This is a genomic window from Bradyrhizobium sp. AT1, from assembly GCF_001590795.1.
Taxonomy (GTDB): domain Bacteria; phylum Pseudomonadota; class Alphaproteobacteria; order Rhizobiales; family Xanthobacteraceae; genus Bradyrhizobium.
Genome location: NZ_JXDL01000001.1, coordinates 2,645,416 through 2,667,162 on the forward strand (window position 1 = coordinate 2,645,416; position 21,747 = coordinate 2,667,162).

Consider the following 21,747-nt stretch of genomic DNA (forward strand, 5'->3'; position numbering starts at 1 on the left):
AGCCTGTTGTTCAAAATCGCGAGCGTGACCATTGGTTTATGGCCCCCGCTCGGCTAGAAGGAACAGCAAGTCCCTCGGATGCCGGCCGGGCGCCTTGGGTTTGCCGCAACATTCCCCCAAGACGTCTCGATGCCGCCCCGGCCGGGTGCTTGAACGCTTTCGAAGCGAGCCTCAAGGGTTCTAGGTGCGCCAGATCATACCACCGCATTGGAAGCAGAGGATCCGGAATTTCTTCCTGGATCTCGATGCGCGCATCGACTCCTCGCTGTTCTCCTCGGCCAAGGGCATCCGCGAGCTCTACGAGCGCTATTCGACCTTCATGGACCGCTTCTATGTCGGGCGGTGGAAGCGCTGGGTGTTCATCGAGCCGCTGTCGGAGGCCGCGACCTTGGGCCTCGGCGGCCTGGTCGTGATGCTGACCCTCGCCATCCCCGCCTTCCGCGAGACCGCGGACGAGGACTGGCTGAAGAAGTCCGACCTCGCGGTGACCTTCCTCGATCGCTACGGCAACCCGATCGGCAGCCGCGGCATCAAGCACAACGACTCGATCCCGCTGGAAGATTTTCCTGACGTGCTGATCAAGGCGACGCTGGCGACCGAAGACCGCCGCTTCTACGAGCATTTCGGCATCGACATCGCCGGCACCGCGCGCGCCCTCGTCACCAACGCGCAGGCAGGCGGCGTCCGCCAGGGCGGCTCCTCGATCACCCAGCAGCTCGCCAAGAACCTGTTCCTGAGCAACGAGCGCACCATCGAGCGCAAGGTCAACGAGGCCTTCCTCGCGGTCTGGCTGGAATGGCGCCTGACCAAGAACGAGATCCTCAAGCTGTATCTCGACCGCGCCTATATGGGCGGCGGCACCTTCGGCGTCGACGGCGCGGCGCATTTCTACTTCAACAAATCCGCCCGCGACGTGACGCTGGCGGAAGCTGCGATGCTCGCCGGCCTGTTCAAGGCGCCGACCAAATACGCTCCCCACATCAACCTGCCCGCGGCGCGTGCCCGCGCCAACGTCGTGCTCGACAACCTCGTCGATGCCGGCTTCATGACCGAGGGCCAGGTGTTCGGTGCCCGCCGCAATCCGGCCTTCGCCGTCGACCGCCGCGACGAGGCTTCGCCGAACTACTATCTCGACTACGCCTTCGACGAGATGCGCAAGCTGGTCGACACCTTCCCGAAGTCGTACACCGAGCGCGTCTTCGTGGTGCGCCTCGCCATCGACACCAACGTGCAGAAGGCCGCGGAGGACGCGGTGGAGAACCAGCTGCGCCAGTTCGGCCGCGACTATCACGCGACGCAGGCCGCAACCGTCGTGTCCGATCTCGACGGCGGCATCCGCGCCATGGTCGGCGGCCGCGACTATGGCGCCAGCCAGTTCAACCGCGCCACCGACGCCTATCGCCAGCCGGGTTCGTCGTTCAAGCCTTATGTCTACACCACCGCGCTGCTCAACGGCTTCACGCCGAACTCGATCGTGGTCGACGGCCCGGTCTGCATCGGCAATTGGTGCCCGCAGAACTATGGCCATTCCTATTCCGGCTCGGTGACGCTGACGCAGGCGATCACGCGCTCGATCAACGTGGTGCCGGTGAAGCTGTCGATCGCGATCGGCCAGAAGAACGAGCCCAAGGCGTCGAACCCGGCCAAGGTCGGCCGCGCCAAGATCGTCGAGGTCGCGCGCCGCTTCGGCCTCAAGGCCCCCCTGCCCGACACGCCGTCGCTGCCGATCGGCTCGGACGAAGTCACCGTGCTCGAGCACGCGGTCGCTTATGCGACCTTCCCCAACCGCGGCAAGGCGGTGACGCCGCATTCCGTGCTGGAAGTGCGCACCGGCGCGGGTGATCTCGTCTGGCGCTGGGACCGCGACGGGCCGAAGCCGCGACAGGCGATCCCCGCCTCGGTCGCCGCCGACATGGCCGGCATGATGAGCCACGTCGTCAGCGAAGGCACCGCGCGCCGCGCCGCGCTCGACGGCATTCCGACCGCGGGCAAAACAGGCACGACCAACGCGTATCGCGACGCCTGGTTCGTCGGCTACACCGGCAATTTCACCTGCGCGGTGTGGTACGGCAACGACGACTATTCGCCGACCAACCGCATGACCGGCGGCTCGCTGCCGGCGCAGACCTGGCACGACATCATGCTCGCGGCGCATCAGGGCGTCGAGGTCCGGGAGATCCCCGGCATCGGCATGGGCCAGAAGCTGCCGCCGCAGCATGTCAGCAACGCCCAGGCCAACGCGGCGCCGAAGGTGCTGGAGACCAAGCCGGGTCCGCCGCCGGTGCTGACCAAGCGCGGCGCCGACATCCTGGTGCGCGTCGAGAAGCTGCTCGATGACGCCGCCAAGACGGCCAAGAAATCGGCGGATGCCGACACCAAGCCAGCCGGGCCGTCCTCGGCGACGAGCGCACTCGCCTTCCCGCAGAACTATGCGGAAGAGAATGCCAACGCCTCCGTCCCGCGCAAGAACTGATCGAAACAAGTGCGTCTGATCCTGATCACATTGACGGCGCTCCTTCTCGCAGGCGTGGTTGGCGTCGGCGCGACCTGGATGACGACAACGCGTGGCACCGAGATCGGCGCGCTGACGATCGGCGCCTGGACCGCGCGGCCGCGCACCGGCACCGCCGATGTCGATCCCTATTCGCGCGCCACCATCGTGCGCAACGGCGAGCTGCCGATCGGCACCGGCGACGGCGTCGCCTTCACCGCCACCACCGACGACAAGAAGAAGGCGCTCGACGGCCGCTGCGACGTGATCGTCTCCGGCGTGACGCCGCCGGCGCGGTTCTGGACGCTGACGCTGTACGACCGCAAGGGCCACCTCGTCGCCAACTCGCTGCAGCGCTACGGCTTCACCAGCCAGGAGATCGTGCGGTCCTCCGACGGATCGTTCGAGATCCGCATCGCCTCGCGCTCGCGCGCCGGCAACTGGCTGCCGACCGGCGGCATCGAGCGCTACGCGCTGATGCTGCGCCTCTACGATACCCCGGTCGGGGTGGCGACGCGCACCCAGCGCGATGCGCCGATGCCCTCCATCGCGACGGTGGGCTGCTCATGATCCGGCTCTTGTTCACCGTCGTTGCCGGCATCGTGCTGGGTCTCGTGGTCCACCTCGTCAGCGTGCTGGCGCTGCCGCGGATCGCGACGCAGGACGCTTATTCGCGGCTGACGCCGATGACCAAACTCAACGGCGTCAGCCAGCTTCCGCTCGCCGATCCCCAGACCTCGCCGATGCCGTTCATGGACCCGGCCTTCGCGCTGGCGATCTGCCGCTACGACCTCACAAGCGGGCCGATCAAGCTGACGGTGCCGGTGAGCCAGGCCTACACTTCGGTGTCGTTCTACACCCGCAACGAGATCGCCTATTACGCCATCAACGACCGCTCGGCGGGTCGCAAGGTGATCGAGCTCGATTTGATGACGGAGGCGCAGCACAACGAGCTGCCTGAGGACGAAGAGGTCACCGCGGCCGACCGCCTGATCATCGACTCTCCCTCGACCACCGGCCTGATCGTAATGAAGGCGCTCGCTCCCGAGCCCGGCCTGATGCCGCAGGCGCAGGCAACGCTTGCGGCCGCGAGCTGCGGACCGCAGACCGAGCAGCCCGCCAAGGCCGAGGCGCCGCGCGGCCGGCGGTGAGGCGCGGCTGGCTCGGCAGCCTCATAACCAAAAGTGCGAAAACAACCCCATGCACAGTAGCGGGGGCATTGAAATCATTGGGGTCTTCAGTCGTCGATGACGACACGATGGCTCGCAATGACGCTGCTTTGACCCGTCGGGCAAAACGCAGGCAGAACGGCATCATCGCGAGGAACGCTCCTCCCCGATCAATGAATGATCTGGCCGAGGAAATCCCTCGCCCGCTCCGTGCGTGGCGCGCGGAAGAAGGTTTCGGGATCGGCTTCCTCGACAATCGCCCCGTGGTCCATGAAAACCACACGGTCCGCGACTTCGCGGGCGAAGCCCATCTCGTGCGTGACGCAGACCATGGTCATGCCGTCCCGCGCGAGCTCCACCATGATGTCGAGCACCTCCTTGACCATCTCGGGGTCGAGCGCGGACGTCGGCTCGTCGAACAGCATGATCTTCGGCTGCATGCAGAGGGCGCGCGCGATGGCGACACGCTGCTGCTGGCCGCCGGACAGCTGTCCCGGATATTTGTCCGCCTGATCGTGGATGCGCACCTTGCGCAGGAAACCCCGTGCGCGCTCGTGCGCCTGCGCGCGTGACAGGCCGCGCACCTTCATCGGCGCCAGCATGCAATTCTCGACGATCGAGAGATGCGGAAACAGGTTGAAGCTCTGGAACACCATGCCGACCTCGCGGCGGACGGTGTTGATGTCCCCCATCCGGTCCGTCAGTTCGACGCCGTCGACGACGATCCGGCCGGAATCATGCGTCTCGATATGGTTGATGCAGCGGATCAGCGTCGACTTGCCCGAACCCGACGGACCGCAAAGCACGATCTTCTCACCTGCCCTCACACTGAGATTGATGTCGTTCAGGGCCGTGAAGCGGCCGAACCGCTTCACCACCCCCTCCACGGCGACGATGGCCGGCGGTCGGCGCGTCTCGTCCACAACGGTCTGCTGCACCATTTTCGTCTCCCAGGAAGCAGGATGTCTCATCCGATTGCCTATCGACGCGCTCCGGCGATCGCATAGCGCTTGCGCAGCAGCGCAACACCTTGCGAGGCCGCCGAGCTGATCGCGAGGTAGACCACGACGATCACGAGATACATCTCGACGAGGCGGCCATTGAGCTGCGCCAGCTTCGAGGCTGCGCCGAGCAGATCGGTGAGCGAGAGCACGTAGACCAGCGAGGTGTCCTGGAACAGGATGATGGTCTGGCTCAGGATGATCGGGCTCGCCACGCGGAGCACCTGCGGCATGATCACGCTGCGATAGGTCTCGAAGGTGGACAATGCGAGCGCCTGGCACGCCTCGAACTGCCCGCGGTTCACGGCGCGCAGGCCGACGCGGATGATCTCCGAATAATAGGCCGCCTCGAACAGGCCGAAGGTGATGAAGGCCGTCCAGGTGGCGCCGATCGGGACCGGCCGCCCGCTTCCGCTGAGATGGCCAAGCACGATCGGCACCAGGAAGAAGAACCAGAACAGGACGAGGATCAGCGGGATCGAGCGGACCAGCGCGATGTAGCCGCGCACGATCTTTGCGATCACCGGCACCTCGAAATGCTGCAACAGCGCAAAGCAGGTGCCGAGGACCATGCCGACCACGAAGGCGACCGCGGTGAGCGCCAACGAAAACAGCAATCCGGACCAGAGATAGGGCCACGCCTGCAGAACGATCGAGAAATCGAGGCTGTTCATTTCGCGATCTCCATCCCCGCGGGCAACGCGCCGGCCTGTTGAATGTCCTCGGCGAGGTTCGGCGCGATATCATCGTCTGTCCGCGCCGTGCCGGGGATGCGCACGGCCCGGTCGATCAACGCCATCCCCTGATACGCAATCAGCGCCAGCGCGAGGTAGATCAGCGTTGCAGCGCCGAACGCGGTGAAGGTCTGGAACGTCGCTTCGCTGATCTGGCGCGCCTGGGCCGTGAGCTCCATCAGCCCGATCGTGAGTGCGACCGAGGTGTTCTTGTAGATGCCCATCACCTCGCTGGTCAGGCTCGGCACGATCAAGCGCAGTGCCTGCGGCACGATGATGTGGCGATAGGTCAGATACGGGCTGAGCCCGAGCGCGCTCGCCGCCTCGGTCTGTCCTTTCGGCAGGGCCTCGATCCCTGCACGGACCTGCTCGGCGATCCGGGCAGCGGTGTAGAGCCCGAGGCAAATGAGCGCCGGAAAGAACGATCCCCAGGGCGGCGGAATCTGCTTGATCGCGTTTCCAAGCGTCGTGGGAAGGATCTCCGGCAGGACGAAGTACCAGAGGAACATCTGCACCAGGACCGGGATGTTGCGGAAGACCTCGACATAGAGCCGCGCAAGCGCCGCGAACGCCCGATTCTGCACGGTGCGGCCGATGCCGACGACGATCCCGACCGCAAAGGCAATCCACCAGCCGAAGAACGCCAGTGCCAGGGTCCAGCCGAGGCCCGACAACAGCCAGTCGATATAGCGCTGACCATCCGCCGTCGGTTCAAAGAGCACTGCGAACATGGCCAACCTCGAAGCTTTCGGATGCGAGAGAGGATCAGCGTGCGACCGACATTCCTGTTCTCCGGCTAATCGACCGCGTCGCTGGGATGGGCGATCCGCTGCTGCAGTTCGTCCGTCAGCGGGAAAGCGAGGTTCTCGCCCTTGTGCGGGATCGCCCGCGTGAACCATTTGGCGTAAGTCTTTTCAAACTGGCCCGAGGCCATCTGCTTCGACAGAACGTCGTCGACGAGCGCCTTGAAGGGCGCATCGCCCTTCGTGAACATCAAGCCATAATAGATCTTGGCGTAGCCCTCGGGGAGAAAGATCAGCGCATCCGGTTTCGGAGCCGCGGCCTTGAGGCCGGCGAGAAGGATATCGTCTTCCATGAAGGCGGCCGCGCGGCCGGTATTCAGCATCAGGAAGGATTCGGCGTGGTCTTTCGCCTGGACGATATTGAAGCCGAGTTGCTCCTTCGCGTTTACGCCTTGCGCGAAGCCGACGGCATTGGAGCCCTGGGTCACGACGATGGTCTTGCCCTTGAGATCGCCCGCCGTCTTCAGGCCGCTATCCGCCTTGACCAGCCAGCGCGGCTGGCTGACGAAGGTGGCGACCGAGAACGAGACCTGCTCCTGCCGCTTCCTGTCGTTCGCCGTGCCGCCGCACTCGATGTCGATGGTGCCGCTTTGAATGAGCGGGATCCGGTTGGACGAGTTCACCGGCGTATATTTGACGGCGAGATTGGGCAGGTTCAGCTCCGTCCTGACCCTCTCGACGATCGCCGCGCAGAGGTCCATCGAGAAGCCGATCGGCTTTTGATCGGGACCGAGATAGGAGAACGGAATGGACGCCTCGCGATGACCGATGGTGACGGCCCCGCTCGACTTGATCCTGGCGAGCGTGGGACTGTCGGCCGCGATCGACGGCGCAGCGAAGGCGGTAGCGGCCGCAAGGCCGGACAGAACGCCCCAGACACGCGCAAAACCAGTCATGTGCATCTCCCCTCTGAATAAACAGTCTAGGCGGCCCTGAATGACGGCTTCACGCCGCGCCGCTTGATGATGTCGATCAGGCGATCGACGTCGGCGAAATCGTTGAACATCCCGAACGACACGCGAATGCCGTCGCGCTCGGGCGATACGCGAATGCCGTTCTCTTCGAAATGGCCGAGCCATTCGGAGGCAGGCAGCGCGATGACGTAGATGTGCGGCGCGCGGTGCCGCCGCTCGCGGGGACCGACGAGGCGGATATCCAGCGCGTCGAGGCCAGCGATGAGATGATCGCCGAGATCGAGACAATGGTTCTGAATGTTCTGCACGCCCAGGGCTTCGATCATGTCGAGCGAGGCGCCGAGCGCATGGATCGCCGGAAGATTGAAGTTGCCGAGCTCGAAGCGGCGCGCGCTGGCGGCGAGCTCCAGTTTGTCGGGCCGGGCGATCAGATCGGCCGGAACCTCCGCCAGGCCGGCGGCGGCGAGATAGGCAGGCGCGAGCTCGGTCCTCGACTTGTCCCAGACCAGCAGGCCCAGCCCCTGCGGCACGAGCAGGCCCTTGTGGCTGCCCGACCCGATGAAGGTCGCGCGCATCGCTCTCGCATCGATCGGCACGACGCCGATCGCCTGCATCACGTCGACGACGAAATAGAGCCCCTTCTCCGCGCAGAGCGCGCCGACGCTGTCGACGTCGAAACGATGACCGGCGTGGAAGGTCACCTGCGACATCGAGATCGCCCGGGTCTTCTCGCCAATATGCGGACGAAGGCTGTCTGCGTTCACGACCTCCGTCATCGGCGCAAAATCGACCGTGACGCCCTTGCGCCTGAGATTGAGGAACGCATAGGCGTTGTTGGGATGATCGCCGTGGATCATCAGCACCTTGTCGCCGGCGCGCAGCGGCAGCGCGTTGGCGGCGATGTTCATGCTTTCCGAGGTGTTCTTGGTAAAGGCGATCTCATCGCCCGTCACGCCGAGAAACCGCGCCAGCTTCTCGCGGGTCTGCTCGACCCGGTCGAGCCAGACGCTTTTCGGGCCGGCCGTCTCAAGACCCTCGCGGAGGAAAAGATCGATCGCCGCCTTGACCGGCCGCGCGAGCGGGGTCTGGAAGCCGGAGTCGAGATAGGTGATACGCCCGACGGCCGGAAATTCCTTCCGCACGGCATCGACGTCGTAATGGCGAGACATCCCGTTCTCCCGATGAGCGCGCCCGGAGCTGTGGACGCACTGCACAAATCCCGATCATTTGTCGGCAACGCCAACGATATGAGCAATGCGGACGAGCGGTCGAGACTAATTTTCATATTTCAATAGTATTTATTCCGAAAAATGATAATTACGTAATACGTCGCCGAGGGAGGACAGATGCCGGATATCAATGCCGATGGACCGCTCGACCGGGCCTTCGCCATCGTGGGCCACGTCGCCGGCCAGGTCAGAGCGGTCTCGGTCGCTGAAATCGCCAGCGCGCTGGCCCTCCCGCTGCCGACCGCGCATCGCCTGATCGGCAATCTCGAGCAGCGCGGGCTTCTGCAGAAGGCGCTGGGGACCAAGCGCTACGTGGTCGGCAATCAACTGGTCACGCTGTCGGCCAAGGTCATCGGCGCGGCCTTCCGCACCGCGCGCCGGCACGCCGTGCTGCGCGCTGTCGCGGCCGAGATCGGCGAGCAATGCGAGATCGGCGTGGTGCGGGACAATGTCGTGGCCTATGTCGACAGTGTCCGCGTGTCGCAACCGCAGGGGCTGCAATTCAATCCGGGCCAGGCGGCGCCGCTCCACTGCACCTCGACCGGCAAGATCTATATGAGCCGGTTGCCGGAGCGGGCGCGCGAGAAGCTGTGCCGTGCACTTGTACTCACCAAGTACACGGAGACTACCATCGTCGATGTCGATGGTCTGATGAAGGTTCTCGACGAGACCCGCAAGCGCGGCTGGGCCAAGACCAACGAAGAATATGTGCGAGGGGTGGTCGGCTGCGCCGTCCCCATCCTGTCTCCGGACCGCGAACTGATCGCCTGTCTCGGCGTCTCCCTTCCCGTCGCCCGCGTGAGCTTCGCCGAGCTGGACCGCTTCATCGCGCCTCTTCAGAAAGCCGCCGCGCTGCTGTCGGAAACCATCCTCCAGGCTGACGAGGACGCTGCGGGCGATGGATCTGAGAAGTTCTAGTCCTGCATCGCCCGCCGCGCCCAGAGCAGCGCCAACGGACCCAGCGCGATTCCGGCCGCCAGCACGATGAACACCAGCAGCCAGCCGCTCGCGCTTTGTGTGCCGCCGGCGATGTCGAGCGCAACGCCGGTGCCCCAGGCGCCGAGCGCCGACAGGCCGAAGCCGACCGTCGAGTGCAGGGCCAAGGTTGCACCGCGATGCTCGGAGACGGCCGCAGCAGACATGCCTGCGGTCAGCGCACCCGAATCCGCCGGCACCGTCAGGCCGTAGATCATCAGCAGCAGCGCGAGCACCCATGAAGGGGCCGTTGCGTTGAAGCCGATCACGAGCGCGACGCAAGCCGACGCGATCATCACGACCGTGATCGCGCGGTGCCGTCCGAACTTCAAAGCGGCCTCGTTGCCGAGGATGCTGGCGGGCATCGAGATCACGGCGAAGCAGAAGCTCATCAGCACGGGCGTCATCCAGGACGGCGCGCCTTGATGCGCAACGACGAAGGTCCAGAACCCGACCAGCCAGGTGCGGATGCCATAGAGCTCGAAGCAGTGGGCGCCGTAACCGAGGATGTAGCCGAGCGCCTCGCGATTGGCGAAGACGGGTGCGAAGTTCAGAAGACGTCCGGCCTTCGGCGCCGGCTGCCGTTCCTCGATCAGAAAGCACGCGGCCACCATCGCGATCGGGCCGACGCCGGTGACATAGAATGCGGTCCGCCAACCCCAGCGATCGGCGAGGACTTGCGCAACCAGGAACGACAGGCCGACGCCGACCGAGAAGCTCGAAGTGTACAGCGTCACCGCACGCGAGGTGTCGCCGGCCGGCAATCGGTCAGTCAACGCCTTCAGCCCCGGCATGTAGGCGCCGGCAAAGCCCAACCCCGCGAGCGACCAGATGAGGGTGCCCGACCAGAACCCGTCGGCGAAGATGCCGAACGCCAGGGTCGCGAGACCGCTGACGATGGAGCCGCACAGCAGCACGATCCGCGCGTCGATGCGATCGGTCAGCGTCGTCAGCACCGGAACGGCCAGCATGTATCCGAACGCGTAGCCGCTTGCCATCAGCCCGCCTTCGGCGGCGGACAGCCCCCACGCCGGCATCAGATGCTGCGCCAGGTTCGCGGACAGCGTCACGTGCGGCAGCAGATTGCCGAGCTGGCCGACACACATCACCGCAATCAGCGGCCCCCCGCTCAAGCTCCGAATGCTTCCCTCCTCCCGTCGATCCTATCTCGTCTGGTCAGTGCGCAGCATCAGCAGCGCGAAAAACGCGGAGATCGAGGCCAGTGCGCTGATCCATAGCGCGCTACTGCCAAAATGCTCCACCATCATCCCGAGTGCGAGCGGTGCGAGCGCGCCCGTGACCCGCGAGGGCAGCGAGATCATGCCGACACGCCTGCCGAACCCTGATGGTCCGAACAGTGCCAGGGGAAGCGTACCGCGGGCAATGGTGATGATGCCGTTGCCTGCGCCATACAGCACCGCGAAGGTCGATGCGAGGAAGGGACCACCCAAGATCAATGCAACCACACCGATCGGATTCATGAGCATGGCCAGCCTTGCCGACAACAGCGGATGAAACCGGCCGAGCCATCCTGCTTCCAGAAGGCGGGCGCCGACCTGTGCCGGCCCGACCAATGCTCCTGCGAGCAGGGCCTGCGCCGGGGTCGCGCCGAACGCAACCAGCATGGTCGGCAGAATTGCCGAGACACCCGAACTGACGAAGCTTGCCGCGGCGAACATGTAAGCCAGCAGCACCATCGCGAAGGTCTCGCTCTGCCGGCAGGATCTCTGGCTCGCGCCCGGATCCGGCCGAGGCTGCTGATCCAATGGAATGGCGCGCGGCAGCGACAGATTGAGCGGAAATGCCAGACAGATATGGATCGCCGCCCACACCTGGCAAGCCGCGCGCCAGCCATATTCCGAAGCCAGCCACGTCGTAAGCGGCCAGCCGAGCGTGCTGGCGAAACCGGCGATCAGGGTAATGCCGGTGATCGATCGTCGCGCATCGGCACCATAGATGCGCGCAAGCGTCGCGAAGGCTGCTTCATACAGGCCCATCCCCATGCCGATCCCGAGCAACACCCAAGCTGCGATCAGCACCACCACGCCATGTGCCGCAGACAGCAGGAGCAGACCTGCCACGAAGACGAGATTCGAAGTGGCAAGCAGGCTGCGCCCTCCGAACGTATCGATGGCATGCCCCACGCGCGGGCCGAGCAACCCGGAGATGACGAGCGCGGCCGACAGCGCACCGAACACGTGGGTCGGCGCAAGACCGAGATCGCTCGCAATCGGCGCCGCCAGGATGGCAGGAAGATAGTAGCTCGACGCCCACGCAATGGTCTGCGCGGTGCCGAGAGCGAGAACAACGGCGAGCGGCCGCTCAGTCCGGGCCGCAGCGACGCTGCTCACGAGCAGCCACATCCGGCGCGGCCCTCCTTCTTGGCCGTTTCATCGGCGGCGCAGCAGGCTGACGTCTCCTCCTTCGCCGGACCGCCGCAGCACCCCGCCGCACCGGCCGTCTCCACGCCGCCGCGGGTGCAGACGCCGGTCTCCGGCAGCACCAGCTCGACCCGAGCAGCAGCCTTCTTGTCGCCGGCGATGTCGGCGGCGATCGAGCGCACCTGCTCGTAGCCTGTCATCATCAGGAAGGTCGGCGCCCGGCCGTAGGATTTCATGCCGGCGATGTAGAAGCCCGGCTCGTCATGCGCGAGCTCGCGCGCGCCGTGCGGACGGACCGTGCCGCAGCTGTGCTCGTTGGGATCGATCAGCGGCGCCAGCGCGACCGGCGCTTCGATCGCGGGATCGAGACGCAGGCGCAGCTCGGACAGGAACGAGAGATCGGGCCGGAATCCGGCCGCAACGACCAGCTCGTCGGCAATCACGCTGCGCGCGCCGCAGCAGGCGCCGGCCGAAATCCGGAGACGGCCTTCGGCGTCCGACACATGCGTGACGCCGAACCCGGTCTCGATCCCGATCTTGCCGGCCGCGACCAGCGCAGCGAAGGTCGAGCCGAGCTCAGAGCGCGCGGCAAGCTGGTCATTGCTGCCGCCGCCAAAGGCCTTTGCCGGTTCAGTGCCGCGCAAGAGCCAGACCGGCCTGGTGCCGGGCACTTCCTCGGCGAGCTGCGCAAGATCGATCAGCGTGCCCACCGCCGAATGGCCGGCACCGAGCACGGCGACGGTCTTCCCGGCATATCTGGCGCGATCTGTGCCGCGCACGTCCGGCATGCCGTAGGCGATGCGGCTCGCGCACTCGCGCTCGCCGATCGCGGGCAGACCGTTGCTGCCGGCAGGATTGGGCGAGAACCACGTGCCCGACACGTCGATGACGGCATCGGCGCGCAGCACCTCCGGGCCCTTGCCGTTCTGATAGCGGATCTCGAACGGCGCCTGCTCCCGACCCTTCGTCTTCGCCTTGTCGAAGCCGGCGCGGCTGATGGCGGTGACGCGGCTCGAGGTCCGGATCGTCTCGCGCAGCGGCGTTCGCGTCGCGAGCGGCGCGAGGTAGCGCTCGATCAGCTCGCCGCCGGTCGGATAGGATTGCGGGTCCGGCGAATTCCATCCGGTCGGCGCCAGCAGGCGCGCTGCCGCCTTGTCGACGTTGTATTCCCATGGCGAGAAAAGCTGCACGTGCTGCCACTGGCGGACCGCGTGGGCAGCCTCACCTCCGGCCTCGAGCACGATGGGAGACATGCCGCGCTCGAGCACATGCGCGGCGGCCGCGAGGCCGACCGGCCCTGCCCCGATGATCGCAACCGTCTTGTCGTTCATCCCGCTTCTCCCATCTTTCTAGAATCATGGAATAACTCGGCAAAAAAATCAGGCCGCCGTTTGCGTACCTTTGCATCCGACTTCGTCGGCACAGCACTCTGCCGCCAGGAAGTCGACCAAGCCCCGCATGGCGTCGAAGTTCGCGTGGCAGATCAGCGTCGTGGATTCCCTGACCTGGCTGACGAGCCCGACCGCAACCAGGGTCTTGATATGATGCGACAGCGTCGACGCCGGGATCTTCAGCTTCTCCTGCAAGCGGCCGACGGGCATGCCCGCGTGTCCGGCCCGAACCAGGGCGCGATAGATCTGGAGCCGGGTTTGATTACCCAGGGCTTCCAGACGTGCTGCTGCGTCGGCGATCTTCATGATGCCTACGTTGCGCCCGTTCACGCCGACTGTCAAACCATATTTCTAGAATGTTCGAATTATCGCGCGGCCGCGGACGAGATTCAAGTTGACGCCTCTCCATTAAATCCATAAATCTGGATATATGGAAAATGAAGAAGCCGTCCTCGCCCTCGCGGCCCTGGCCCAGCCGACCCGCCTGGAAGCGTTCCGGACGCTGGTCAGGCACGAGCCCGACGGACTTGCCGCCGGCGATCTCGCCCGCCTGCTGGAGGTCCCGCAGAACACGCTCTCCGCGCATCTGGCGATCCTGAGCCGGGCGCGCCTCGTCTCGTCCGAGCGGCACAGCCGCTCGATCGTCTACCGCGCCAATCTCGACGAATTCCGCGACATCGCGGTTTTCCTGCTGCGCGATTGCTGCGGCGGACGCCCCGAAGTCTGCAACCCCGTGGTCGAGACACTGCAATCCTGCTGCTCGCCGAAACGGAAGGAGCGAAGCCGTGCCTGATCAGATCTACAACGTGTTGTTCCTGTGTACCGGCAATTCGGCCCGATCCATCCTCGCCGAATCGATCCTCCGCAAAGACGGCGCCCGCCGCTTTCGGTCCTTCTCCGCCGGCAGCACGCCGAAAGGCGCAGTTCACCCGCTGGCGCTGCGCACGCTCGAGAGCATGGACTATCCGAGCGACGGAATGCGCTCAAAGAGCTGGCTGGAGTTTGCGGGCGCCGACGCGCCCGTGATGGATTTCGTCTTCACCGTTTGCGACAACGCCGCCGGCGAGTCGTGCCCGATCTGGCCGGGTCAGCCGATGACGGCGCATTGGGGCATTGAAGACCCCGCTGCGGCCGAAGGTTCGGAGCTGGAGAGGCAGGCAGCGTTCGTCACGGCCTTCCGCTATCTCAAGAATCGGATCGATACCTTCGTGAACCTGCCGCTGAGGAGCATCGACAAGCTTCCGCTCGGCACCAGGCTGCGCGAGATCGGCCGCTCCGACGGCGCGACATCCAGCCGAAACGACGTGGCGTGACGATGGGCATCTTCGAACGATACCTCACTCTGTGGGTCGCGCTCTGTATCCTCGTCGGCGTGGCCCTGGGGCACGTCATGCCCGGCTTCTTCGGCACGGTCGCAGCCGCCGAGGTCGCCAAGGTCAACCTGCCGGTCGCAGTGCTGATCTGGCTCATGATCGTGCCCATGTTGCTGAAGATCGACTTCGGCTCCCTCGGTCAGGTCCGGGAGCACTGGCGTGGCGTCGGCGTCACCCTTTTCATCAATTGGGCCGTGAAGCCGTTCTCGATGGCGCTGCTCGGCTCCTTCTTCATCGGCCACCTCTTCGCGCCGCTGCTGCCGGCCGGCCAGATCTCTTCCTATATCGCAGGCCTGATCCTGCTGGCGGCCGCGCCCTGCACCGCGATGGTGTTCGTGTGGTCGAACCTGTGCGAGGGCGAGCCGCACTACACGCTGAGCCAGGTCGCCCTGAACGATTTGATCATGGTGTTCCTGTTCGCGCCGCTGGTGGGACTGCTGCTCGGCGTGGCATCGATCACCGTCCCCTGGGGGACGTTGCTGCTCTCCGTCCTGCTTTACATCGTGGTTCCCGTGATCGTCGCACAGCTCTGGCGCAAAGCGTTGCTGCGAAGCGGCGTGGCCGGCTTCGACCGCGTCATGCGGATGCTGCAGCCCCTGTCGCTGGTTGCGCTGCTCGCCACATTGGTGCTGCTGTTCGGATTCCAGGGAGAGCAGATCGTCAGGCAGCCGCTCGTCATTGCCATCCTCGCCGTGCCGATCCTGGTCCAGGTCTATCTCAATGCGGGGCTGGCGTACTGGCTGAGCCGACGATTTGGCGTCGCCTGGTGCGTCGCCGCCCCAGCCGCCCTCATCGGCGCCAGCAACTTCTTCGAGCTGGCGGTCGCCGCCGCGATCAGCTTGTTCGGCCTGGACTCCGGTGCTGCGCTCGCGACCGTGGTCGGCGTGCTGGTCGAGGTCCCCGTGATGCTGTCCGTCGTCCGCATCGTCAAGGCGACACGGGGCTGGTATGAAGCCGGCGCTGGCAAGGCTGCCACGGCCCTGGAAGCGCGCCAGTGAGTCGCGGAGAACCGATCATGAGCGTCACGATCTATCACAACCCCGCCTGCGGCACCTCGCGCAATACGCTGGCGATGATCCGGCAGAGCGGCGTCGAGCCCGTCGTCGTCGAGTATCTGAAGACGCCGCCCTCGCGGGAGACGCTCAAGGAGCTGATCGCGGGGCTGGGCATTCCGGTCCGCGCGCTGCTGCGCGAGAAGGGAACACCGTACAGGGAGCTCGGCCTCGACGATCCCAAATGGTCCGACGACGAGCTGATCGACCACATGCTCGCCCATCCCATCCTGATCAACCGTCCGATCGTGGTGACGCCGAAGGGCACACGCTTGTGCCGCCCATCGGAAGCGGTCATCGATCTCCTCGATCATCCCGTCGGCCGTTTCGTGAAGGAAGACGGCGAAGTGGTGGAAGCGCGATAGGGCCACATCGTCTTCTCTCGCAGTGCTGCGCTCCGTTCGCGGACGACATCTCGCGACGCTACTCCGCCGCTTGCGACGCGCGCAGGCCGTTCACCGTTTCCACGGCGGCCTCGTCCGCGAGCGCCGGCTGCTCGCCCTCGGGCAGTCCCCGCCCCTTCACCAGCCCGAAGATCGCGGGGATCACGATCAGGGTCAGCAGCGTCGATGAGATCATGCCGCCGATCATCGGCAGCGCGATGCGCTGCATGATCTCCGATCCCGTTCCGGTGCTCCACATGATCGGCAGCAGGCCCGCCATGATGGCCACCACGGTCATCATCTTGGGCCGGACGCGCTCGACGGCGCCCACCATGATGGCCTCGTGGAGATCGCGTCGGGTGAAGACGCGGCCCTCGATGTTGCGCCTTGCCTTCATCTCGGCCAGTGCGTGGTCGAGATAGATCAGCATCACGACGCCAGTCTCCGCGGCGACACCGGCGAGCGCGATGAAGCCGACAGCGACCGCGACCGACAGGTTGAAGCCGAACCACCACATCATCCAGATGCCGCCGACCAGCGCGAACGGCAGCGACAGCATCACGATCAGCGTCTCGGTCATCGCCCTGAAGTTCAGGTACAGCAGCAGGAAGATGATCGTGAGCGTCACGGGAACGACGATCTTGAGCCGCGCCGCCGCGCGCTGCAGATATTCGTACTGGCCGCTCCAGACCACGTAGGTGCCTGCCGGGAACTGAATGCTCTCCGTCACCGCGCGTTGCGCGTCAGCGACGTAGCTGCCGATGTCGCGGTCGCGGATGTCGACATAGATGTAGGTCGCGAGCTGGCCGTTCTCGGTGCGGATCGAGGTCGGACCGCGCGCCGGCTCGACCTTGGCGACCTCGCCGAGCGGCACCGCGCCGCCCGCCGGCATCGGCACCAGGATATCGCTGGCGATCGCCTTGGGATTGTCGCGGAGGTCGCGCGGGTAGCGCATGTTCACGGTGAAGCGCTGCCGGCCCTCCACGGTCGTCGTCACCGTCTGGCCGCCGAGCGCGGCGGCGATGGTGTCCTGCACGTCCTGGATCAGGATGCCGTAGCGGGCGAGCGCCTCGCGGTCCGGCACGATCTCGAGATAATAGCCGCCGATGCCGCGCTCGGCATAGGCCGATGACGTGCCCGGAACCGTCTTGATCACGCGTTCGACCTGCCGCGCCAGGCGGTCGATCTCGACGAGATCGGTGCCCATGACCTTGACGCCGACAGGCGTGCGGATGCCGGTGGAGAGCATGTCGATGCGCGCCTTGATCGGCATGGTCCAGGCGTTGGAGACGCCGGGAAACTGCAGCGCCTTGTCCATCTCAGCGATCAGGCTGTCGACGGTGACCTCCGGACGCCATTGCTCCTTCGGCTTCAGGTTGACCACCGTCTCGAACATCTCGGTTGGCGCCGGGTCGGTCGCGGTCGCGGCCCGCCCCGCCTTGCCATAGACCGAGGCGACTTCGGGGAACGACTTGATGATGCGGTCCTGGGTCTGCATCAGCTCGGCCGCCTTGGTGACGGAAATGCCGGGCAGCGTGGTCGGCATGTAGAGCAGCGTGCCCTCGTTCAACGTCGGCATGAACTCGGTGCCGAGCCGGCTAGCCGGCCATGCGGTGACGGCGAGAATGGCGACCGAGGCGAGGATCACCGCCATCTTGGCGCGCAGCACGCCCTTGATCACGGGCCGGTAGATCCAGATCAGGAATCGATTGATGACGTTCCTGCTCTCCGGCACGATTTTGCCGCGCACGAAGATCACCATCAGCGCCGGCACGAGCGTCACGGACAACAGAGCCGCCGCCGCCATCGAGAACGTCTTGGTGAAGGCGAGCGGGCTGAACAGCCGCCCCTCCTGCGATTCCAGCGTGAAGATCGGCATGAACGACACGGTGATGATCAAGAGGCTGAAGAACAGCGCAGGACCGACTTCGGACGCCGCATCGATCAGGATCTGCACACGCGATTGGCCGGGCTCGGCGCGTTCGAGATGCTTGTGGGCGTTCTCGATCATGACGATGGCGGCATCCACCATGGCGCCGATCGCAATCGCGATGCCGCCCAGGCTCATGATGTTCGAGCCGAGGCCGAGCAGCTTCATGGCGCCGAACGCCATCAGCACGCCGACCGGCAGCATCAGGATCGCGACCAGCGCGCTGCGGACGTGGAGCAGAAACACGATACAGACCAACGCGACGACGACGCTCTCCTCGAACAGCGTGTGCTTGAGCGTGTCGATGGCCGCGTAGATCAGGCTGGAGCGGTCATAGACCGGAACGATCTCGACCGATTTCGGCAGGCTGCTCGCGATCTCCTTGAAGCGCTTCTTGACGTTCTCGATGACGTCAAGGGCGTTGACGCCGAAGCGCTGCAGCACGATGCCGCTTGCGACCTCGCCCTCGCCGTTCAGCTCGGTGATGCCCCGGCGCTCGTCCGGCCCGAGCTCGACATGGGCGACGTCGCGGAGCAGCACCGGCGTGCCGCCAGAGGTCTTCAGCACGATGTTGCCGAGATCGTTGATGCTCTTGATGTAGCCCTTGCCGCGGATGACGTATTCGAACTCGGCGAGCTCGACGGTGCGCCCGCCGACATCGGCGTTGCTGGCGCGGATCGCGTCACGGATCTTCTGCATGCTGATGCCGCGGTCGCGCATCCGCTGCGGATCGAGCACCACGTTGTACTGCTTGACGAAGCCGCCGATGCCGGCGACCTCGGCGACGCCTTCGGCCTTGGCCAGCGCGAACTTCAGGTTCCAGTCCTGGATCGTGCGGGTGTCCGCCAGATTCAACTCTTTCGATACCACCGCGTACTGGTAGACCCAGCCGACGCCGGTCGCATCGGGCCCGATGGTCGGGCTGACGCCGGCGGGCAGCCGCGACGCCGCGCCGTTCAAAAACTCCAGGACGCGCGAGCGCGCCCAGTAGATGTCGGTGCCGTCCTCGAAGATCACGTAGACGAACGACACGCCGAAGAACGAGAAGCCGCGCACGACCTTCGACTTCGGCACGGTCAGCATCGCCGTGGTCAGGGGATAGGTGACCTGGTCCTCGATCACCTGCGGCGCCTGGCCGGGATATTCGGTGTAGACGATGACCTGGGTGTCCGAGAGATCCGGGATCGCATCGAGCGGCAGATGGATCAGCGCGTAGAAGCCGGCCGCGGCCGCAAAACCGGTACCGAACAGCACCAACAGCAAATTGCGCGCCGACCAGGCAATGATGCGGGCGATCATTTGTGCTCTCCCGCGGCATGGCCGGGTTCGGACGCCGGCGGCGCTCCTTCCGCAAAGCCCTTGAGCGCGGCCTTCAGATTGCTTTCCGCATCGATCAGGAAGTTGGCGGAGGTGACCACTGCCTCGCCGTCCGCGAGTCCGTCGCGCACCTCGATATAGCCGCCGCCGCGGCGGCCAAGCTTCACCTCGCGCGGCTCGAAGCGCCCCGCGCCCTTGTCGACGAGAACGGCCTGGCGCGTGCCGGTGTCGAGCACCGAGCTGTCCTGGATCGCCAGCACGGGCGCGGGATCGGCCGTGTCGATGTCGGCATCGACATACATGTCAGGCAGCAGCGCTGCATCTGGGTTGGCGAGCTCGATGCGAACGCGCACCGTTCGGGTGTCGCGATTGACCTGCGGATAGACCACGGCGATCCTGCCGCTGAATACGCGGTCGGGATAGCTGCGCGCGCGCACCGTGACGCCCTGCCCGACCGCAACGTTGCCGAGGTCGCGCTCGGCGACGTCGACCAGCGCCCAAACCAGCGAGATGTCCGCGATCCGAAACAGCACGTCGCCGGGATTGGCGCGCATGCCTTCGATCGCGCTGCGTTCGAGCACGATGCCGTCGCGCGGCGCCGACCAATGCACGGTGACGGGCGCGACCCGCGTCCGCTCCATCTCGGCGATGACTTGCTCGGGGACGTCGAGATTGACCAGCCGCTGCCGTGAGCCGCGGCCGTACACCTCGACGCCTCCCGTGGTTTTAGAGGTGATCGTCGCGAGATATTCAGCCGCGGCGGAGGCGACCGCGGAACTGTAGATCTCCATCAGTGGCTGGCCCGCTTTCACGCGCGTGCCTGTGGTGACGTCAGCGACCTTCTGCACGAAACTCTCGGCGCGCATCGCGATCACCGACACGCGGCGCTCGTCGAGCTGGATGGTGCCGGGCGCCTTGACCGCGACGTGGATCGCGCGCCGTTCGACCGGCTCGGATTTCACGCCGGTGCGCTGGATCTTGCCCGGCGAGAGTTTTACCGTGCCGTCGTCGACCTCCTCGCCTTCGTAGACTGGGACATAGTTCATCCCCATCGGATCCTTCTTCGGCACCGGCGAGGTGTCGGGCAGGCCCATGGGATTGCGGTAGTAGAGGATCTTTCGCGAGGACGCGGCCTGGGCCGGCTTCGGGGCGGCTGCGGCTCGATCGTCGTCGAAAACCGGCAGATAGTCCTGGCCGTGGTCATTCTTCTTCGGAGCAGCGGACCAGAATGGCGCGCCGCTGGGATCGCGGTAGTAGAGCGGAGTTCGGTCCGCCGGTACCGCAGCCGGGGTCACTTCCGCACGAACGAACCAGCTCCGCTCGTTCGAGGACCAGGTCACGCCCGCAGCGAGGCCACCGCCGAGGGCGAGAATCGTCAGGAGACGCAGCGTCTTCATGGTGTGTCTTCGCGCGGCGAGCGCGCGTCCATGTGAATGGGAAGAGGAAGGTCGGACGCCGCGGGCGGCGTCCGCACGCTCACTTGATCGCCGTGACGATCACCTTGCCGGTGACGGTCTCGGCCTCGCCCTGCACCTTGGCCGACAGCGTGACCTGGTAACGGCCGGCCATTGGCAGGTCGGTCCTGAAGGCGTAGACGCCCGGCTCCTGCGACGGCAGCGGCGCGACGGCAGATTCCATCTCGGCCATCCCGTCCGGGGCCATGTCGACACGGGTATTGAAGATGACGGCGTCCGCCACCGGCTTGCCGGTCTGCTTGTTGGTGAGGCGTACCGAGAGCGTGACGTCGTCGCCCTTCTTCATTTGCGCGGTGACGGGCTCGAAGGCGTAGTCGCCGGCGCCCGCCATCGCGGCGGAAGCGGCAAGCGAAAGGGTGGCGGCGAGCGCCGCTGTGCTGAATTTGGCAAACATTGTGCTGTCCTCATGATCTGATCTTTCGCCGTGGCGCAGCAAGCGCGCACGTCAGTCCTCGCGCGCGGGGATGCCGCACGCGTTTTTGGGCTTGGCGAGATCAGATTCGAGGAGGCCGGAAGGGAGGACTGCTGCTGCTGACAGAGACGACCTGATCCTCAGGGAGGGTCATCTTGCTCGCCGCGACGGCGAAATGCCCGAAGACGACGGGCCTGATGTCATCGAGCGCAACGAGCCCGCCGACGCAGCAGAAGCCCATCCCACATTTGTAACCGCCCGTGTTGGAAGCCGGTGCCTTCATGTCGGGGCAGCAATCATCCATCGACATGTCGGCGGCGACGGCCATCTGCATGGTCGCGTGCGTGTCGTCCGACGACATCGCAAGGCTTGATGCGGACACGCCAACCGGCAGCATCGCCAAGGAGATGGCGATGGCAAATGCCAGGATGGTACGGACGAACCGCATCGATATCGAATTCCCTTTCGGAGACGGACCGCTTCCTCGATACCATATACCAATGCCAACGGCGCTTGTTGATCCGGATCAAGCATTCGTGAGGGAGGGACCGGCCCGCACCGCCGCCTCCCCGGCTCAGATCTTCGGGATCTTCGCCCGCTCGACCACGCCGGTCCATTTGGCGATCTCGGTCTCGATCAACGTCTTCATCTCCTCCGGCGAGCTGCCGCGGACCTCGCCGCCGACGGCGGTCTCCAGACGCTGCCTCAGCTCGGGGT

The 21,747-nt window shown here is 65.5% G+C and carries 21 protein-coding genes; 8 read left to right on the forward strand and 13 right to left on the reverse strand.

From position 1 onward, the window contains the following. Positions 1-184: 184 nt before the first annotated feature. The 3 genes from SE92_RS12565 to SE92_RS12575 are packed head-to-tail and all read left to right on the forward strand — an operon-like array spanning position 185 to position 3,642. A complete protein-coding gene (locus tag SE92_RS12565) occupies positions 185-2,473 on the forward strand; it encodes a transglycosylase domain-containing protein (protein ID WP_063195984.1) in 2,289 nt (762 codons plus the stop codon). Positions 2,474-2,482: 9 nt separating this feature from the next. Continuing rightward, the gene (locus SE92_RS12570; protein WP_063195985.1) at positions 2,483-3,061 is read left to right on the forward strand and encodes a DUF1214 domain-containing protein; all 579 of its coding nucleotides are present in this window, start codon (positions 2,483-2,485) and stop codon (positions 3,059-3,061) included. Next, complete coding sequence (locus SE92_RS12575) at positions 3,058-3,642, forward strand: DUF1254 domain-containing protein (RefSeq protein ID WP_063195986.1); 585 nt, start codon at positions 3,058-3,060, stop codon at positions 3,640-3,642. Before SE92_RS12570 ends, SE92_RS12575 begins: the two co-directional genes overlap by 4 nt. Before the next feature lie 188 nt (positions 3,643-3,830). Here the strand turns inward: SE92_RS12575 and SE92_RS12580 are convergent, their stop codons facing one another. The 5 genes from SE92_RS12580 to SE92_RS12600 form a co-directional block, all read right to left on the reverse strand. Continuing rightward, the gene (locus SE92_RS12580) at positions 3,831-4,601 is read right to left on the reverse strand and encodes an amino acid ABC transporter ATP-binding protein (RefSeq protein ID WP_063195987.1); all 771 of its coding nucleotides are present in this window, start codon (positions 4,599-4,601) and stop codon (positions 3,831-3,833) included. Between the two features lie 38 nt (positions 4,602-4,639). After that, the gene (locus SE92_RS12585) at positions 4,640-5,335 is read right to left on the reverse strand and encodes an amino acid ABC transporter permease (protein WP_063195988.1); all 696 of its coding nucleotides are present in this window, start codon (positions 5,333-5,335) and stop codon (positions 4,640-4,642) included. Continuing rightward, entirely contained in the window at positions 5,332-6,126 is a 795-nt protein-coding gene (locus SE92_RS12590) for an amino acid ABC transporter permease (protein ID WP_063195989.1), read from the reverse strand. Before SE92_RS12590 ends, SE92_RS12585 begins: the two co-directional genes overlap by 4 nt. 65 nt (positions 6,127-6,191) lie before the next feature. Beyond that, positions 6,192-7,100 carry an amino acid ABC transporter substrate-binding protein gene (locus SE92_RS12595; protein WP_157095374.1) on the reverse strand — a complete coding sequence of 303 codons (909 nt, stop codon included), beginning with the start codon at positions 7,098-7,100 and terminating at the stop codon, positions 6,192-6,194. Between the two features lie 20 nt (positions 7,101-7,120). Then, the gene (locus tag SE92_RS12600; protein ID WP_157095376.1) at positions 7,121-8,281 is read right to left on the reverse strand and encodes an aminotransferase class V-fold PLP-dependent enzyme; all 1,161 of its coding nucleotides are present in this window, start codon (positions 8,279-8,281) and stop codon (positions 7,121-7,123) included. A 177-nt stretch (positions 8,282-8,458) separates the two neighbouring features. Here SE92_RS12600 and SE92_RS12605 point away from each other — a divergent pair, with 177 nt between their 5' ends. Continuing rightward, positions 8,459-9,259: an IclR family transcriptional regulator gene (locus tag SE92_RS12605; RefSeq protein ID WP_063195992.1), complete on the forward strand. Its 801-nt coding sequence runs from the start codon at positions 8,459-8,461 to the stop codon at positions 9,257-9,259. On the opposite strand, the gene SE92_RS12610 is transcribed toward SE92_RS12605, so the two are convergent. The 4 genes from SE92_RS12610 to SE92_RS12625 are packed head-to-tail and all read right to left on the reverse strand — an operon-like array spanning position 9,256 to position 13,394. Beyond that, positions 9,256-10,422, reverse strand: a complete 1,167-nt coding sequence (locus tag SE92_RS12610; protein ID WP_063195993.1) for an MFS transporter — start codon at positions 10,420-10,422, stop codon at positions 9,256-9,258. The genes SE92_RS12605 and SE92_RS12610 overlap by 4 nt on opposite strands. A gap of 57 nt (positions 10,423-10,479) precedes the next feature. Beyond that, complete coding sequence (locus SE92_RS12615) at positions 10,480-11,679, reverse strand: MFS transporter (RefSeq protein ID WP_063195994.1); 1,200 nt, start codon at positions 11,677-11,679, stop codon at positions 10,480-10,482. Further along, positions 11,664-13,028, reverse strand: coding sequence for an NAD(P)-binding domain-containing protein (locus SE92_RS12620; protein WP_063195995.1), 1,365 nt, complete (start codon positions 13,026-13,028; stop codon positions 11,664-11,666). The genes SE92_RS12615 and SE92_RS12620 overlap by 16 nt, the downstream gene beginning before the upstream one ends. Before the next feature lie 48 nt (positions 13,029-13,076). Then, a complete protein-coding gene (locus tag SE92_RS12625; RefSeq protein WP_063203492.1) occupies positions 13,077-13,394 on the reverse strand; it encodes an ArsR/SmtB family transcription factor in 318 nt (105 codons plus the stop codon). A 124-nt stretch (positions 13,395-13,518) separates the two neighbouring features. Here SE92_RS12625 and SE92_RS12630 point away from each other — a divergent pair, with 124 nt between their 5' ends. From SE92_RS12630 to arsC, 4 genes are read left to right on the forward strand one after another with little or no spacing between them, the layout of a single operon-like run. After that, a complete protein-coding gene (locus tag SE92_RS12630) occupies positions 13,519-13,881 on the forward strand; it encodes an ArsR/SmtB family transcription factor (protein WP_063195996.1) in 363 nt (120 codons plus the stop codon). Then, the gene (locus SE92_RS12635; protein WP_063195997.1) at positions 13,874-14,401 is read left to right on the forward strand and encodes an arsenate reductase ArsC; all 528 of its coding nucleotides are present in this window, start codon (positions 13,874-13,876) and stop codon (positions 14,399-14,401) included. Before SE92_RS12630 ends, SE92_RS12635 begins: the two co-directional genes overlap by 8 nt. 2 nt (positions 14,402-14,403) lie before the next feature. Beyond that, positions 14,404-15,459, forward strand: coding sequence for an ACR3 family arsenite efflux transporter (gene arsB / locus SE92_RS12640; RefSeq protein WP_063195998.1), 1,056 nt, complete (start codon positions 14,404-14,406; stop codon positions 15,457-15,459). Between the two features lie 17 nt (positions 15,460-15,476). Continuing rightward, positions 15,477-15,878, forward strand: coding sequence for an arsenate reductase (glutaredoxin) (arsC, locus tag SE92_RS12645; protein WP_063195999.1), 402 nt, complete (start codon positions 15,477-15,479; stop codon positions 15,876-15,878). Between the two features lie 58 nt (positions 15,879-15,936). On the opposite strand, the gene SE92_RS12650 is transcribed toward arsC, so the two are convergent. From SE92_RS12650 to SE92_RS12665, 4 genes are all read right to left on the reverse strand, one after another. Beyond that, the gene (locus SE92_RS12650) at positions 15,937-19,125 is read right to left on the reverse strand and encodes an efflux RND transporter permease subunit (protein ID WP_063196000.1); all 3,189 of its coding nucleotides are present in this window, start codon (positions 19,123-19,125) and stop codon (positions 15,937-15,939) included. Continuing rightward, entirely contained in the window at positions 19,122-20,540 is a 1,419-nt protein-coding gene (locus tag SE92_RS12655) for an efflux RND transporter periplasmic adaptor subunit (RefSeq protein ID WP_063196001.1), read from the reverse strand. Before SE92_RS12655 ends, SE92_RS12650 begins: the two co-directional genes overlap by 4 nt. A 79-nt stretch (positions 20,541-20,619) precedes the next feature. Next, positions 20,620-21,012 (reverse strand): FixH family protein, encoded by a 393-nt coding sequence (locus SE92_RS12660; RefSeq protein ID WP_063196002.1) that lies wholly within the window; start codon positions 21,010-21,012, stop codon positions 20,620-20,622. 100 nt (positions 21,013-21,112) lie between these two features. Then, complete coding sequence (locus SE92_RS12665; protein ID WP_063196003.1) at positions 21,113-21,478, reverse strand: hypothetical protein; 366 nt, start codon at positions 21,476-21,478, stop codon at positions 21,113-21,115. Positions 21,479-21,747 lie beyond the last annotated feature (269 nt).